10 protein-coding genes and 1 pseudogene are annotated in these 15,380 nt (G+C 70.6%); 3 read left to right on the top strand and 8 right to left on the bottom strand.

Translation table 11 applies throughout. From position 1 onward, the window contains the following. The first annotated feature begins 58 nt into the window (after window positions 1-58). On the top strand, window positions 59-1,771 hold the full coding sequence (locus I8J32_RS05575; RefSeq protein WP_207526814.1) for an alpha/beta hydrolase-fold protein: 1,713 nt from the start codon (window positions 59-61) through the stop codon (window positions 1,769-1,771). 10 nt (window positions 1,772-1,781) lie between these two features. Here the strand turns inward: I8J32_RS05575 and I8J32_RS17805 are convergent, their stop codons facing one another. Together I8J32_RS17805 and I8J32_RS17800 are read right to left on the bottom strand one after the other, a co-directional pair. Beyond that, window positions 1,782-3,992 carry a glucodextranase DOMON-like domain-containing protein gene (locus I8J32_RS17805; RefSeq protein WP_207526813.1) on the bottom strand — a complete coding sequence of 737 codons (2,211 nt, stop codon included), beginning with the start codon at window positions 3,990-3,992 and terminating at the stop codon, window positions 1,782-1,784. Further along, complete coding sequence (locus tag I8J32_RS17800) at window positions 3,938-4,300, bottom strand: alpha-amylase family glycosyl hydrolase (protein ID WP_207526812.1); 363 nt, start codon at window positions 4,298-4,300, stop codon at window positions 3,938-3,940. Before I8J32_RS17800 ends, I8J32_RS17805 begins: the two co-directional genes overlap by 55 nt. A 421-nt stretch (window positions 4,301-4,721) precedes the next feature. Between I8J32_RS17800 and I8J32_RS05560 the strand changes: the two genes are divergently transcribed. Both I8J32_RS05560 and I8J32_RS05555 read left to right on the top strand, forming a co-directional pair. Then, a complete protein-coding gene (locus tag I8J32_RS05560) occupies window positions 4,722-7,436 on the top strand; it encodes a TonB-dependent receptor (RefSeq protein WP_200614555.1) in 2,715 nt (904 codons plus the stop codon). A 110-nt stretch (window positions 7,437-7,546) separates the two neighbouring features. Then, window positions 7,547-8,968, top strand: a complete 1,422-nt coding sequence (locus I8J32_RS05555) for a solute:sodium symporter family transporter (protein ID WP_200614556.1) — start codon at window positions 7,547-7,549, stop codon at window positions 8,966-8,968. Between the two features lie 563 nt (window positions 8,969-9,531). On the opposite strand, the gene eda is transcribed toward I8J32_RS05555, so the two are convergent. The 6 genes and pseudogenes from eda to zwf form a co-directional block, all read right to left on the bottom strand. Then, complete coding sequence (gene eda / locus I8J32_RS05550; protein WP_200614558.1) at window positions 9,532-10,188, bottom strand: bifunctional 4-hydroxy-2-oxoglutarate aldolase/2-dehydro-3-deoxy-phosphogluconate aldolase; 657 nt, start codon at window positions 10,186-10,188, stop codon at window positions 9,532-9,534. Beyond that, window positions 10,185-11,237 (bottom strand): glucokinase, encoded by a 1,053-nt coding sequence (gene glk / locus I8J32_RS05545; RefSeq protein ID WP_200614559.1) that lies wholly within the window; start codon window positions 11,235-11,237, stop codon window positions 10,185-10,187. Before glk ends, eda begins: the two co-directional genes overlap by 4 nt. Continuing rightward, window positions 11,234-13,100 (bottom strand): annotated as a pseudogene (gene edd / locus I8J32_RS05540) (phosphogluconate dehydratase). The gene glk and the pseudogene edd overlap by 4 nt, the downstream one beginning before the upstream one ends. A gap of 23 nt (window positions 13,101-13,123) precedes the next feature. Further along, on the bottom strand, window positions 13,124-13,339 hold the full coding sequence (locus tag I8J32_RS18045) for a 6-phosphogluconolactonase (protein WP_207526811.1): 216 nt from the start codon (window positions 13,337-13,339) through the stop codon (window positions 13,124-13,126). Next, window positions 13,246-13,833 (bottom strand): 6-phosphogluconolactonase, encoded by a 588-nt coding sequence (locus I8J32_RS05530; protein ID WP_207526810.1) that lies wholly within the window; start codon window positions 13,831-13,833, stop codon window positions 13,246-13,248. The genes I8J32_RS18045 and I8J32_RS05530 overlap by 94 nt, the downstream gene beginning before the upstream one ends. 52 nt (window positions 13,834-13,885) lie before the next feature. Next, window positions 13,886-15,358, bottom strand: a complete 1,473-nt coding sequence (gene zwf, locus I8J32_RS05525) for a glucose-6-phosphate dehydrogenase (protein ID WP_200614563.1) — start codon at window positions 15,356-15,358, stop codon at window positions 13,886-13,888. Between the last annotated feature and the right edge of the window lie 22 nt (window positions 15,359-15,380).

Here is a 15,380-nt window from a genome sequence, read left to right as displayed (position 1 = left end):
TTCGGCACCTTCCCCCACGCCCGCCGGCGCATCCACCGCCCGCGCCGCATCCGACATCGTGGTCGACACCCTGGCCCTGGCGGCACCGGGTCTGTCGACCGATCCGCTGCGCGTACGCGTCTACCTGCCCCCGGCTTATGACGCCGCCGCGCAGGTCGGCTATCCCGTGCTGCTGGTCAACGACGGCCAGGACATGGAAGCCGTCGGCATGCAGGCGACGCTGGCATCGCTGTATGCCGCCGGCGACATCCGCCCGGTGATCGTCGTCGCCGTCGACATGCCGACCGATCGCATGGGTGCATACGGCCTGTCCGACCGCGCCGCCGGCCGCAGCGTGGTCGCACAGACGAAGTACGGCCCGGTCGGCGCGCAGGCGCATGCCTATTCGCAGTGGGTCGTGCAGACGCTGCTGCCGGCGATCGACGCCCGCTACCGCACCCGGACCACACCCGACGCGCGCGGCGTGCTCGGCTGGTCGCTCGGCGCGCTGAGCGCGTTCAACCTGGGCTGGCAGTATCCCGACACCTTCTCGCGCGTCGGTGCGTTCTCGCCCTCGTTCTGGCTCTCCGCCGACCGCAGCGACGCCGCCGCGGTGCAGCGCACCCGGCTGGCGCAGACGATGGTGGCCACGGGCGAGGCGCGCTGGGGCCTGAAGCAGTACATCGCGGTCGGCACGCGCGAGGAGGCCGACGACCGCGACGGCGACGGCGTCAACGACGCGCTCGACGACGCACGCGACTTGGTCGAAGGCTGGCACGAGGACGGCCAGCTGCGCGCCAAGGGCTTGCGGCAACTGGGCTACGGCGTGAACACCGCCGCTGCCGTGCAGCCCACGCGCGCCGACGTCGCGCTGGCGGTGCTGGAGGCGGGCGAGCACAACCAGGCCGCGTGGGCGCGCATGCTGCCGGGCTTCCTGCGCTGGGCCTATGCGGTGCAGGCCCCGCCGATCAACGCCACGGGCACGGTGGAGAGCTACCAGGACCTGCCCTCGCGCCACGTCGCGGCGCGCACGGTGGATGTCTGGCTGCCGCCGGGCTACGCGACGCATCCGCAGCGCCGCTATCCCGTGCTCTACATGCACGACGGCCAGAACCTGTTCGATCCCGCGCTGTCCTACACCGGCATCGACTGGGGCGTCGACGAGGCGATGACGCGCCTGATCGCACGCGGCGACGTCCGCGAGGCGATCGTGGTCGGCATCTGGAACACGCCGCTGCGCGGGCTGGAGTACACGCCGCTCGCACCGCTCCAGACACGGCCCGCCGCGGCACGCGAAGGGCTGCCGATCGACGGCAATGCGTCCGACGCCTACGTCACCTTCCTGGTCGACGAACTCAAGCCCTTCATCGACGCCCGCTACCGCACGCAGACGGGGCCCGGGGACACGCTCGTCATGGGCTCGAGCCTGGGCGGTCTGATCTCGCTCTACGCAATGGCGCAGCATCCGCAGGTCTTCGGCGGCGTCGGCGCGGTGTCCACGCATTGGCCCGTCGGCGACGGGGTGATGGTCGACTGGTTCGGCGCCCACCTGCCCGATCCGCGCACGCACCGGATCTGGTTCGACCACGGCACCGCCACCCTCGATGCCCAGTACGCGCCCTTCCAGCGCAGGATGGACGCGCTGATGCGCACGGCAGGCTACGTGGAGGGCGACAACTGGGCGAGCTTCGTAGACCCCGGCGCCGAGCACAACGAGCGCGCCTGGCGTGGCCGGCTCGAACGGCCGCTGCGCTTCCTGCTGCCGCCCGCGGCGAGCGAGCGCACGCCCTGAGGGGCACGACTCAGGGCAGCACGAGGACGCCCGAGTCGTCCATCACCCGCGGATCGCGGGCCGCGTCGCCGCCGCCGAACGTGTGCGGCCCGGCCTGCGGCTCCAGTCCGCGGAATCCGCCGTCGTAATCCCAGGTGCTGACGTACACGCGCGCGCCGGCCAGCGTCGCCGGATCGCCCAGCGCGCGCGCCGGCAGGGTAAAGGTCACCGTGCCCGCGGCCGGGTCGCTGTCGATCCGCGCACCGGGCGTCACGCTGCGGCCCTCGAGCGTGGCCGATGCCCCGGTAAAGTCGTGCAACGCGTTCGACCAGCCGTTCGCACGCAGGCGGTAATGCCAGCGCATGCCGCCGGGCAGCGTCGCGTACTGCTGCGGCATGACCGTCGCGCCGCCGTCGCGGCCGGGCACCTGGATGAACACGGTGAAGGCAACATGGTCAAAGCCGTTGGGCGGATTCCAGGCGCGGCTCAGCGACGCCATAGTCATCTGCACGCGCAACGCGCCGCCCGAAGTCCAGACGCGCACGCCGCGCAGGTCGGCCGGATGGTGGGCCCGCCAGCCGGCGTCGAGCGGGTACTTGTAGCGCCCGCCGGGCCCGCGGTCGTCGCCCGCGGGATCGGTGTGATCGACGGCGCGCCGCCAGTTTCGCGCCACGGTGAAGCAGTGGCGCGCCGAGGTCGTGCCGCTCGCCTCGTCCCAGGCGACCGCGCAATGTTCCGTCGCCGGATCGAGCATGTCGCGGGTGTCCACGCGCGCGGCGAAGCGGCCGTCGGCGCCGACGGTCAGCGGCAGGGCGCGCGCGAGGTCACCGTCGACGACCAGCTTCGGGGCCAGTTCCGTTGTCGCGCGGCCACGCAGATCGAAGTCCTCGTCGGCGCGCGCCGGACCGGGCTCAAGTGCGAGTGTTGCCGCCGCAGCTTCCCCGGCATCCGCGCGCGCGCCGGCGTCGGGGCGCCAGACGAAACCGGCGCGTGGCGGCAGCACCACGCTGGCGCGGCCGGCGGCGTCGAGCACGATCGCGGGCGCTTCGCCGTCGATTGCGAACGCGCCTCGCAGCACCGTGCCGGGCGGCAGGCCGACGCCGAGGTTGTCCAGCAGGGCCGGCGTGTCGGCGCTGTTGAAGGCGACCAGCGCCGACTGCCCTTCGTGGTCGATGCGCCAGGCGATCGCGCCAGGCGCCGCCGCGTTGTGCGCCAGCACGGTAGGCACGCCGCGTGAGTAGAGGCGCTCGCCGCGGCGCAGGGCGATGGCGCGCTGCAGGTAGCGGTACAGCGGGCTCGCGGGGTCGAAGTGGTCGCGCCCGCCGGCGTCGACGCCGGCGGCGAACATCGCGCCGCGCTGCGCGGTGAAGCCCTGTTCGGTGCCGTAGTAGATGGTCGGAATGCCCGGCAGGGTCATCAGCGCGAGCAGCGCCTGACGCAGTGCGGCCTGGCTGCCGCCGGCCAGGAAACGGTCGACGTCGTGGTTGTCGACGAAACTGGGCATCAGGTGCGGGCGCGCGTGCACACGCATCACGCTGCCGATGCGATGGGCCAGTTCCGCGGTCGGCCGCCCACGCGCGAACACATCGCCCAGCGTGCCGTACAGCGGGAAGTTGATCATCGACGACAGCAGCGCGCGGCCATCTTCGCCACGCACGTAGGTTTCCAGCTTGCGGGCATTGCCTTCCTCGAACGCCCGGTCGATGCCGAAGCCCTCGCCGAAGACCAGGAAATCACTGCGCCCCGCGGCGGCGGCCGCCACCGCCATGCCGGGCTGCGTCGCATCGGGCGCATGCATGAAGCCGTCGAAGAACGCGGGTGGCACGTGGAAGGCGGTGTCGACGCGGAAGGCATCCACCCCGACCGCCCCGATCCACTTGCCGTACGCGGCGCGCAGCGCGGCCTGGACGCGCGGATTTTCCGTGTTCAGGTCGTCGAGCCCCGCCAGTTGCCAGTCCAGTTCCTGGCGACGGTCGGCGAAGTCGCGGATCGGCGGGGTCCAGTGGTAGATCGCCGCCGCGCGCTGCGCGGGGTCGCGCGCGTCGTTGAGCGAGAACGGCGGCAGCGTCGGCGCCTGCGGCCCGCCCCCGGCCGGATGCAGCACGAAGTTCGCCGCCGGGTCCTGCGCATTCCATTGGCCTGCGTAACCGAAGTAGTCGGCGACGTGGTTCACGACCACGTCCTGGATCAGGTACATGCCGCGGGCATGCAGGCCGCGCGAGAGCCGCTGGTAGTCGGCCACAGGGTGCCGAAGTGCGGGTCGACCCGGCTGAAATCCTGCGCCCAGTAGCCGTGGTAGCCGCCGTAGCGCGACACCCGGCTCCACCACTGGTGCGCAACCGGCGGCGTCACCCAGACCGCGGTGGCGCCCAGGCCGGCGATGTAATCCAGGCGCCGCGTCACGCCGGCCAGGTCGCCGCCGCTGTAGCGCGCGGGATCGGCCGGGTCGTACTCGCCGCCGCCCTGGTCGTTGTTGCCGCGGTCGCCGTCGTCGAAGCGGTCGAGCATCACGAAATACACGACCTGGTCGCGCCAGTCGGGTGAGGGCACGTGTGCAGGCGGCCGTCCATCGGCGCGGGAGCGCCGCTCGCGGCGCCCGCGAACAGGCCCAACGCGCAGGCCCATGCGCGCGCGCGGATCGCGCCGCCCCTGCCCGACGCGCGCCTGCCCAGTGCGTTGCCCAGTGCGTGCGTGTCCATCGGCATTCCTCCCGTGCGTGCAGCGGCCGGTCGCGACCTGCCGGCCGCCGGACTATTCCACGCCGTGGCGGTCGCGACCGCCCGCGCTTGCCATGACCTTGTCATGAATACGTATGCAGGGAAATTTGTGCGGGGTGCGCCGGGACTACCATCGCCGGGCGATACAGGGGCGCAGCGGATCCCGGCAACGGTCGATCCGTTCACGCGCGACGGGCCGACAGGGGGCCCGGCGCGCGATTCGATGTTCATGACCGGAGGGGATGATGGTGCAGTTGAAACGTAATCTGCTGAGCATGGCGCTGGCCTCGGCCACACTGATGCTGGCCACCGCGGCACACGCGCAGGACACTCCGCCGCCGCCGCAACAGGCGCAGCCGGATCAACGCTCCGACGAGGATGCCAAGACGCTGGACACGGTGACCGTCACCGGCATCCGCGCCTCGATCGAGAAATCGATCGACACCAAGCAGAGCTCGACCTCGATCGTGGAAGCGATCTCGGCCGAGGACATCGGCAAACTGCCCGACACCTCCATCGCCGACTCCATCGCGCGCCTGCCGGGCCTGACCGCCCAGCGCTTCGGCAACCGCCCGCAGGAAATCAACATCCGCGGTTTCGCCGGCGACTTCTCCACGGCCCTGCTCAACGGCCGCGAACAGGTCAGCCCGGGCAACAACCGCGGCGTGGAGTTCGACCAGTACCCGTCGGAGCTGATCAACTCGGTGGTCGTCTACAAGACGCCCGACGGCTCGCTGATCGGCCAGGGCCTGTCGGGCACGATCGACCTGCATACGGTGCGTCCGCTGGACTTCAAGGAACCGGTGGTCGCGCTGAACCTGCGCGGCGACATGAACGAGATCGAGCACGACGACGACAAGCTGCACGGCAGCCGCTTCAGTGCGTCCTACATCGACCAGTTCGCCGACAACACCGTCGGCCTGGCGCTGGGTTACGCCCAGCTCAACAACCCGACCCAGTCGCACGTCTTCGAGGGCTGGGGCTACGACTCCGGCGTGATCAACGGCGGCAACATCTTCGACGTGGAAGGCGACAACACCCGCAAGGGCTTCATGGGGGTGCTGGAGTTCCGTCCCAACGAGATGTATTCGACGACGCTGGACCTGTTCTACTCCAAGTTCGACCGCGAGGAGACCAAGCGCGGCTTCCAGTTCTCCACCGGCGGCACCGGCAACGTCGTCTCGCGCGAAGGCGACGCCGACCTGGCCACCCGCGTGCAATTCCAGAACGTCAACTTCGGCGTGATCCGCAACGACGTCAATGCGTCCTACGACGACCTGTTCGCGATTGGCTGGAACCACCAGCTGCGCCTCAACGACCAGTGGACCCTGCGTGCCGACATCAGCAATTCCAGCACCAAGCGCGAGGAGCGCATCCTGGAGACCTACGCCCGGCTGGCACCGGGCGTGGAAGACGACAACGTCGTGGCCACCCACAACCCGGACGGCTACTTCGATTTCGACTTCAGCCTCGACCTGACCGACCCGGCGAATTTCCTGCTGATGGATCCGGGTGGCTGGGGCGGTGATCGCGCGCAGGCCGGTTACCTGAAGGACTTCGACGTCACCGACAACCTGACCTCGGTGCGCTTCGACCTGGAACGCACGTTCGACGAAGGCATGTTCAGCAGCCTGGAGTTCGGCGTCAACCTGACCGACCGCAAGAAGACCCGTTCGTCGTTCGAGAACACCCTGTGCCTGACGGTGGGCTGCACGTCGGCGGAAAACCAGGGCATGGCGATACCGCCGCAGTACATCACTTCCTCGGACCTCAACTTCGCCGGCATCACCTTCCTGGGCCTGGATGCGCTGGGCCTGCTCAACGACGTCTACATCCTCAATCCCAAGAACCACCCGGACATCTCCAAGAAGAACTGGGACGTCCACGAGGAAGTCACCACGCTGTACGTGCAGGGCAACATCAACACCGACCTGGGCCCGGTCCCGGTGCGCGGCAACGTCGGCCTGCAGGTGGTGAATGCGCAGCAGAGCTCGGATGGCTTCCAGTCGCTGCCGCTGGGCGCCTCAGGCGGTCCGGTCTCCGACAGCGCCAGCTTCACCCACTACCTGCCCAGCCTCAACCTGTCCTTCCAGCTGCCCTGGGACCAGTACCTGCGCTTCGGCGCGGCCCGGCAGATGGCGCGTCCGCGCATGGACGAGCTGCGGGTGAACAACGACATCGCCATCGATTTCGCCAATCCGCCCAACCCCAACTACCCGGACGAGTTCCAGGTCCCGCATTACGCCATGACCGGCGGCAACACCCAGCTGGAGCCGTGGCTCGCCAACGCCTACGACCTGTCGTGGGAGATGTACTTCGGCGGCAGCAAGGGCTATGTCAGCGCCGCGTACTTCTTCAAGGACCTGAAGACCTACATCTACACGCAGGAAGGCTTCTTCGACATCCGCGACACCGCGTTCCCGCCCAACCTGATCGATCCGTCGCTGTCGCCCATCGGCCGCTTCTCGCGGCCGGCCAACGGCACCGGCGGCTATGTCCGCGGCCACGAGATCGCGGTGTCGATTCCCCTCGACCTGCTCTGGGAGCCGCTGCTGGGCTTCGGCATCCAGGCCAACTACGCCGACAACGACAGCAGCATCCAGCCCTACGGCCCGACCCGGCCCAACGAACCGCTGCCGGGCCTGTCCAAGTACGTCACCAACGGCACGGTCTACTTCGAACGCTGGGGCTTCGCGGCGCGCGTGAGCGCACGCCATCGCTCCGACTTCGTGGGCGAGGTGCAGGGCTTCGGCGGCGACCGCGAGAAGCGGGTCTTCGGCGCCGAGACCGTGACGGACGTGCAGCTGGGTTACACCTTGCAGAGCGGCCCGATGAAGGACCTGTCCTTCCTGCTGCAGGTCAACAACCTGGAGAACGAGCCGTACCAGACGCTGGATGGCTCCGGTCGCCCGAACACGTTCTCCGAATACGGACGCACCTACCTGCTCGGCGTCAACTACAAGTTCTGACCGCGCAGGCGCATGCGCGAGCTGTGAAGCAACACCCCTGCCTGCTCCTCGCGGGCAGGGGCTTTTTTTTGCCGGTGGCCGCGGCGTATTGACCGGCCCAGGGAGACCCCATGGATTCCAATGCAGTGCAGATCTTCGTGTTCCTGGCGCTCACCGCCGCGGTGGCCGTGGCCACCTGGTGGAAGGTCCGGCACGCCCGGCGCGACACGACCGACGCGGCGCACGAGTTCTTCCTCGCCGGCGGCACGTTGTCGTGGCCGTTCATCGCCGGCTCGCTGCTGCTGACCAACATCAGTGCCGAGCAGATCGTCGGCATGAACGGCGCGCAGAACATGCTGCAGGTCTGGTGGGAGTTCGGCGCCGCCGCCGGCCTGCTGGTGCTGGCGCACGTGCTGGTGCCGATGTACTACAAGTACAAGTGCACCACGACCGCCGAACTGCTGGAGAAGCGCCTGGGCGACCCGGCCCTGCGGCGCGCGGTGTCGTTGCTGTTCCTGCTGGGCTACATGTTCATCCTGCTGCCGATGGTGCTCTACACCGGCGCGCGCTTCATGCAGTCGATGTTCCAGCCGGACCTGTCGATCATGACCATCTCGGTGCTGTTCGCACTGGTCGGCTTGGCCTACGCCGCGCTGGGCGGACTGCGCGGCGTGGCCATCTCCGACACCTACATGGGCGTGGTACTGCTGGTGATGGGCGGACTGGTCACCTTCTTCGCGCTGCAGGCGATCGGCTGGGACTTCTCGGGCATTCCCGCCGAGCGGCTGACGCTGTGGGGCGCGCCTGATTCGGACATCCCCTTGTCGACGCTGTTCACCGGCATGGTGTTCGCGCACATCTTCTACTGGGGCACCAACATGGTGATCGCCCAGCGCGCGCTGGCGGCGCGCAACATCCGCGAGGCGCAGAAGGGCATCTACGCGGCGGTGCTGTTCAAGTTCCTCACGCCCTTCATCGTCGTGCTGCCGGGCATCATCGCCTTCAAGCTGTACGGCGACGTCGACGACGTGGCCTACGGCCGGCTGGTCGCCGACGTGCTGCCGCCGTGGCTGTCGGGCGCGTTTGCCGCGGCGATCGCCGGCGCGGTGCTTTCCAGTTACAACGCCGGCCTGAATTCGGCCGCCGCGCTGTACACCGTCGACCTGCACCTGCCGATGATCAACCCGAAGGCCGACGCGCGCCGGCTGGGCCAGATCGTGCAGGTGGTGTTCCTGCTGGTGTCGCTGGCGCTGGTGCCGCTGTACGCGCAGGCCAAGAGCATCATCGCCACCCTGCAGCAGCTCAATGGCCTGTACTCGATGCCGGTGCTGGCCGCCTTCATCGTCGCCATCTTCGTGCGTGGCGCCAATGCGCGCGCGTTGCGCTGGGCGCTGGTGTTCGGGGTGGCGCTGTACGCGGTGTTCACCTTCGTCTGGACGCCGCTGCATTACCTGCACCTGATGGCCATCACGCTGGTGGCGACGATCGCCTTCGCGGTGATCGGCAGCCGGCTGCTGGGCTCGCGCAACGTGGCCGCCAGCCCGGCCGGCTGACGTGTGAATCAGGGAGCGGCGCTGGATCCGCTGCCTTCGGACGACCGCGCGACATGGGCCGCGCACGGTTTTCCCGGAGGCAGCGGATCCAGCGCCGCTGCCTTGAGGGCTCTTGGTATATGGCGGGTCTCGACCAGCCATCGCCCATCCCCCGAAGATTCCTTGCCTTTGGGCGCTTGCTACAGGGCGGGTCTCGACCCGCCATCGCCCCCATCCCGAAGGTCCCCGCGGCGGGTCAAGACCCGCCCTATGGGGTTTGAGAGCCGACCGTTGGGCTTTGAAAGCCCAGCGTTGGGGTCTGAAAGCCCAACGTTGGGCTTTGAAAGCCAAACGCTGGGGTCCGAAAGCCAAACCTTGGGCTTTGAAAGCCAAATGCTGGGGTCTGAAAGCCAAACGTTGGGCTTTGAAAGCCAAACGCTGGGCTCTGAAAGCCAAACGCTGGGTTTTGAAAGCCAAACGCTGGGCTGCGAAAGCCAAACGCCGGGGTTTGAAAGCCAAACGTTGCGGTCCGGCGGCCTTCGCTCAGGCGACCGGGCCCAGACCGCCGCCGCGGGCTGGCGGGGTCAGCGCGGCGGGCGCAGGGCCGCCGCTTCGCGCGCCAGGGCGCCGATGCGGTCCCAGTCGCCCGCCGCCAGGGCGTCGGTCGGCACCATCCACGAGCCGCCCACGGTGATCACGTTCTTCAGGGCGAGGTAGGCCGGCGCGCGCGCCGCGTCGATGCCGCCGGTGGGACAGAACTTCACCTGCGGAAACGGCCCCGCGAAGCCACGCAGGGCGCCGACGCCGCCGGCCGATTCGGCCGGGAAGAACTTGAAACGCGTGTAGCCCTGCTCGAGCCCGGTCATCAGTTCGCTGGCGGTGGCGATGCCGGGCAGGAACGGAATCGCGCTGGTCTGCGCCGCCGCGTACAGCGCGGGCGTGGCGCCGGGGGCGATGGCGAACGCGGCGCCGGCGGCGTCGACCGCCGCGAGGTCCGCGGGCGTCAGCACGGTACCGGCGCCGACCACGGCGGCCGGCACCTCGATGCGGATGCGGCGGATCGCGTCGAGCGCGACCGGGGTACGCAGTGTCACCTCCAGCACCGGCAGGCCGGCGTCCACCAGCGCGCGCGCCAGCGGGCCGGCCTGGTCGATGCGGTCGATCGCCAGCACCGGCACCACCGGCGCCTGGGTCAGCACGTCGTCGAGGCGGCGCGCGATCTGTTCGGAGTCCAGGCTCATGGCGTGCTCTGTAGGGGCGTGTCCTGTGAGGGCGTGCGCGGCGCCGCGGCGCCGGCACCGGGCGCGGGTGTGCGCAGGGCCATGGCGGCGCCCAGCAGCCCCGGTTGCGGATGGGTGACGGCGAAGATCGACACCGATTCGAGGTAGGCGGCGAAGCGCCCCTTGAGCAGGAAGCGCTCGCGGAACGCGCTGCTGCGCAGGAACGGGATAAAGCGCGGCACGATGCCGCCGGCGATGGCGACAGTGCGCGCGCCGTGGATCAGCGCCGCATCGCCCGCCACGCTGCCCAGCACCGCGCAGAAGCGCGCCAGCGTCCGCCGCGCGGCGACGTCATGGCCGGCCAGCGCGGCATCGACGATCTGCGCCGGTTCGCGCAGCGAGGTCGGCTTGCCGGTGTCCATGTTGACCGCGCCGCGCAGCACGGCGTCGATGTGGGCCAGGCCGTTGCCGCACAGCACGCGCTCGTTGGACGCGCGGCCGAAATGCGCGGCCATCCAGCGCGCGATGGCTTCCTCTTCCTCGCCGATCGGCGCGTAGGTCACGTGGCCGCCTTCGGTTTCCACCACGCGCCAGCCCTCGGCGGCGTCACCGACCAGCATCGCCACGCCCAGCCCGGTGCCCGGGCCCATCACCGTGACCGGCCCCTGCAGCGTCGCGGCGACGGGACCGAACAGGTGCGCGCGGTCGGTAGCCTGCAGCGCGGGCACGGCCCAGGCGACGGCGCCGAAGTCGTTGAGCATGCACAGTTCGTCCAGCCGCAGTGCGTGCTGCAGCTCGCGCCGGCTGAAGGACCAGGCGCGGTTGGTCAGCCGGATCTCGTCCGTGTTGACCGGGCAGGCCACCGCGATGGCGGCGCGCGCGGGCTGCACGCCGACGCTGTCCAGGTAATGCTCGGCCGCATGCTGCAGGCTGGCGAAGTCGGCGTTGCGCAGCGCGCGGCATTCGCGCAGTTCGGCCGAGGCCGCGCCGGGGTCGGTCAGTGCGAAACGCGCGTTGGTGCCCCCGATGTCGGCCACCAGCGCAAGCGCGCCTGCCGGCGCGCCGCTCACGTCGGCACTCCCCGCTGCGCGGCAGGCGGCCGCGGTCCATCAGGCTCGGCGGCGAACAGGCTGCAGCCGCCCTGCTCCGCCGTGCCGACCTGGTTGCGCATCAGCGCGAACAGCTCCCCGGCCCAGGCCCGCGCGATGCGGCTGCAGTGGCGCGTGCTCGGGCAGGCGCGCGTTCCACACCACCGGGTCGACGATGGCCTCCATCGTGCCGGCGTCGGCGTCGATGCGGATCAGGTCGCCATCGCGGATGCGCGCGATGGCGCCGCCGTCGGCGGCCTCGGGCGAGACGTGGATGGCGGCCAGCACCTTGCCCGACGCGCCCGACATGCGGCCGTCGGTGAGCAGCGCGACGCGCTGGCCGCGATCCTGCAGCACCGACAGCGGCGGGGTGAGCTTGTGCAGCTCGGGCATGCCGTTCGCACGCGGCCCCTGGCCGCGCACGACGGCGACGAAGTCGTCGGTCAGCCGGCCGGCCTTGAAGGCCTCCAGCAGGGCGTCCTGTTCGTCGAACACGCGCGCCGGGGCGGTGATGGCGCGCAGTTCGGGCGCCACCGCCGACACTTTCACCACGGCGCGGCCGAGGTTGCCGTGCAGGCGGCGCAGGCCGCCTTCCCGATCGAAGGGTTCACCCACAGGGCGCACGATCTGCGTGTCCAGCGACGCGGCGGGCGGCTCGCGCCAGGCCAGCGCGGTGCCGTCGAGCCAGGGTTCGCGGGCCTGGTCGAGGAGGTCGCCGCCGTGGACGCAGGCAATGTCCGGATGCAGCAGGCCGGCACCGATCAGTTCACGGATGACGAAGCCGACACCGCCGGCGGCGTGGAAATGGTTCACGTCGGCGCTGCCATTGGGATAGATGCGGGCCAGCAGCGGCGTCACCTGCGACAGTTCGTCCAGGTCGTCCCAGTCGATCAGCAGGCCCGCCGCGCGCGCGATGGCGACCAGGTGCAGCGCGTGATTGGTGGAGCCGCCGGTCGCGGCCAGCCCGACCATGCCGTTGACGATCGCCTTCTCGTCCAGCGTGCGCGCCAGCGGGCGGTAGTGCTCGCCCAGCGCGGTGATGCGCAGGGCCTGCTCGGTCGCGGCCACGGTGAGCGCGTCGCGCAGCGTGGTGCCCGGGTTGACGAAGGCGGTGCCGGGCATGTGCAGGCCCATCACCTCCATCAGCATCTGGTTGGAATTCGCCGTCCCGTAAAACGTGCAGGTGCCCGCACCGTGGTAGGACGCCGACTCGGCTTCGAGCAGTTCCTCGCGCGTGGCGAGGCCTTCGGCGTAGCGCTGGCGCACCGCGGCCTTTTCCTTGTTGGGCAGGCCGCTGGTCATCGGGCCGGCCGGGACGAAGATCACCGGCAGGTGGCCGAAGCTGAGCGCCCCGATCAGCAGGCCTGGCACGATCTTGTCGCACACGCCCAGGCACAGCACGGCATCGAACATGTCATGCGACAGCGACACGGCGGTGGCGAGGGCGATGGTGTCGCGCGAGAACAGCGACAACTCCATCCCGGTGCGGCCCTGGGTCACGCCGTCGCACATCGCCGGCACGCCGCCGGCGACCTGCGCGGTGCCGCCGGCGTTGCGCGCGGCCATGCGGATCAGGGTCGGGTACTGCTCCATCGGCTGGTGGGCCGAGAGCATGTCGTTGTAGGCGGTGATGATGCCGATGTTGCCGCCGGCGCCACCGCGCAGCTGCGGCTTGTCCGGGCCCGCCGCGGCGAAGCCGTGGGCGAGGTTGCCGCAGGCCAGGCGCGTGCGCGCGGGCCCCTGGTCGCGCGCCGCGTCCATGCGCGCCAGGTATTCGGCACGCGTGGCGACGCTGCGCTGCGCGATGCGGGCGGTGACGCGCTCCACGACGGGATGCAGGACGATGGGATGCGGGGCGCGGGGCACGTTCAGGGGCTCCAGTGGATCTGCAGGGCGGCCAACGGCGCGTGCAGTATCGCCGCGACGGGCATGACGGCGGGGTCGGCGCCCGCCTGTGCGCGATGCAGCACCGCGCGCTTGCCCTCGCCGGTCACCGCCAGCAGGCTTTCGCGCGCCCGCAGCAGGCGCGACGCGGTGAGGCTGATGCGGTCGAAGGGCGCTTCCGGCGGCAGCGGCCGTGGCACCAGAGGTGGCAGGCGTCCTGCTGGCCCTGCGGGTCGAGCGCCCGCAGCAGGCCGTCGGCGCCGGGGAACAGCGAGGCCGTATGCGCGTCACCGCCCATGCCGAGCACAACCGCGTCGAACGGCGTGGCGTGGCGCGGCGCCAGCAGCGCGCGCGCATGGGCGAGCGAGCGTGCGGCATCGCCGTCGGCGACGGTGAGCGATTGGATGGTCACGCCCGACGCCGCCGCGAAGGCCTCCTCCAGCGCGCGTCCGTTGCAGTCCGGATGCGCGTGGGGCACGCAGCGCTCGTCGGTGGGCAGGATGGACACGTTCGCCCAGTCCAGGTCGGCCGCCGCCAGCAGCACGTACGCGGGCAGGGGCGTGCGGCCGCCGGCCAGGGCCAGCCACGCATGGCCGCGGGCCTCCAGCGCATGGCGCACGGCCTGGGCCAGCGCGACGGCCAGGGCGACCGCCAGCGCGGACGTGTCGTGGTGCTCGTGTTCGGACCAGGCCATCAGGTCGGCTCCTGCGCAGGGCGGCGCGCGCCGCCGGACGGCGGGCGGGTGTTCATTCGCGCCAGCTGTGGCCGTGGCGCTCGGCCATCGCCAGCGCGCTCGACGGACCCCAGGTGCCGGCCGCGTACGGGCGCGGCGCGAGGTCGGCATGGCGCCATCCATCCAGCACGCCGTCGACCCATTCCCAGGCGGCCTCGGTCTCGTCGCGGCGCACGAACAGCGTGCCGTTGCCCTCGATCGCATCCAGGTACAGACGTTCGTAGGCGGGCCGTCGCCGATGCGCGGCGAACTCCTCGTGCATGTCGAGGTCGAGCGCGACCTGCGACAGCCGCGGGCCCGCGCGGTCCAGCCCCGGCGTCTTGCTCATCAGCCGCAGCTCGATCTGCTCCTGCGGCTGCAGGCGGATGGTGAGCGAGTTGGGTGCCATCTGCACGCCGCCGAAGATGGAATGCGGCACCGCGCGGAACTGCAGGTGGATCTCGGTGGTGCGGCTGGGCAGCCGCTTGCCGGTGCGCAGGTAGAACGGCACGCCCGACCAGCGCCAGTTGTCCACGTGCGCGCGCAGGGCCACGAAGGTCTCGGTGCGGCTGGCATGGCCCAGCTCATCCAGGTACCCCGGCACCGGCTGGCCGTTCACCGCGCCGGCGGTGTACTGCCCGGCGACGGTCTCGGTGGCCACCTGGGCCGCGCCGATCGGACGCAGCGAACGCAGCACCTTCAGCTTCTCGTTGCGCACCGCGGTGGGCTCGAACTGCGAGGGCGGCTCCATCGCCGTCAGGCAGAGCAGCTGCAGCAGGTGGTTCTGCACCATGTCGCGCATGGCGCCGGAATGGTCGTAGTAGTCGCCCCGCCCTTCCACGCCCACCGTCTCGGCCAGGGTGATCTGCACCTGCTGGATGTGGCGCGCGTTCCACAGCGGCTCGAACAGCGCGTTGCCGAAGCGCAGCGCCAGCAGGTTCTGCACGCCTTCCTTGCCCAGGTAGTGGTCGACCCGGAACACGCGCGCCTCGTCGAACACGCGCGTCACGCCATCGTTGATCGCGATCGCGCTGGCCAGGTCGTGGCCGATGGGTTTTTCCAGCAGCACGCGCGTGCCCTCGCCGGCGAGGCCCTGCGCGCCCAGGGCGTCGCAGATGGGGGCGTAGAAGCGCGGCGCGGTGCTCAGGTGATAGACCACATCACCGTGGCGCAGCCCGGTGATGGTGTCGCCCAGCTGCTGCATCGACGCGGCATCGGCGGTGTCGGCGCTGCGGTAGTCGATGCGTGCCAGCAGCGCTTCGAGCACCGTCGCGTCGAACTCGGCCGCCGGCACGTGGCGTTGCACGGCGCCGGCGACGATATGGCGGAAATCGGCCGCATCCAGTTCGCTGCGCGCGGTGCCCAGGATGCGCAGCGCCGGGGCCAGCAGGCCGTCGCGGGCCAGGCCATACAGCGAAGGAAACAGCATCCGCTGGGCCAGGTCGCCGGTGGCGCCGAAGATCACCAGCAGCGAGGCGGAAGTGCGCGTCAGGCTCGTCGGGGTCATTCCCACAGCCTAACCGCGCCGG

Source organism: Lysobacter solisilvae, from assembly GCF_016613535.2.
In the GTDB taxonomy this organism is placed as follows: Bacteria; Pseudomonadota; Gammaproteobacteria; order Xanthomonadales; family Xanthomonadaceae; genus Agrilutibacter; species Agrilutibacter solisilvae.
Note: the sequence above shows the minus strand (reverse complement) of the source record. Positions and strands in the feature narration are given on the sequence as shown.

Coding starts and splice junctions, on each gene's coding strand:
- I8J32_RS05555 (WP_200614556.1), top strand. CDS start 7,547: ATGGATTCCAATGCAGTGCAGATCTTCGTGTTCCTGGCGCTCACCGCC.
- eda (WP_200614558.1), bottom strand. CDS start 10,188: ATGAGCCTGGACTCCGAACAGATCGCGCGCCGCCTCGACGACGTGCTG.
- I8J32_RS05530 (WP_207526810.1), bottom strand. CDS start 13,833: ATGGCCTGGTCCGAACACGAGCACCACGACACGTCCGCGCTGGCGGTC.
- zwf (WP_200614563.1), bottom strand. CDS start 15,358: ATGACCCCGACGAGCCTGACGCGCACTTCCGCCTCGCTGCTGGTGATC.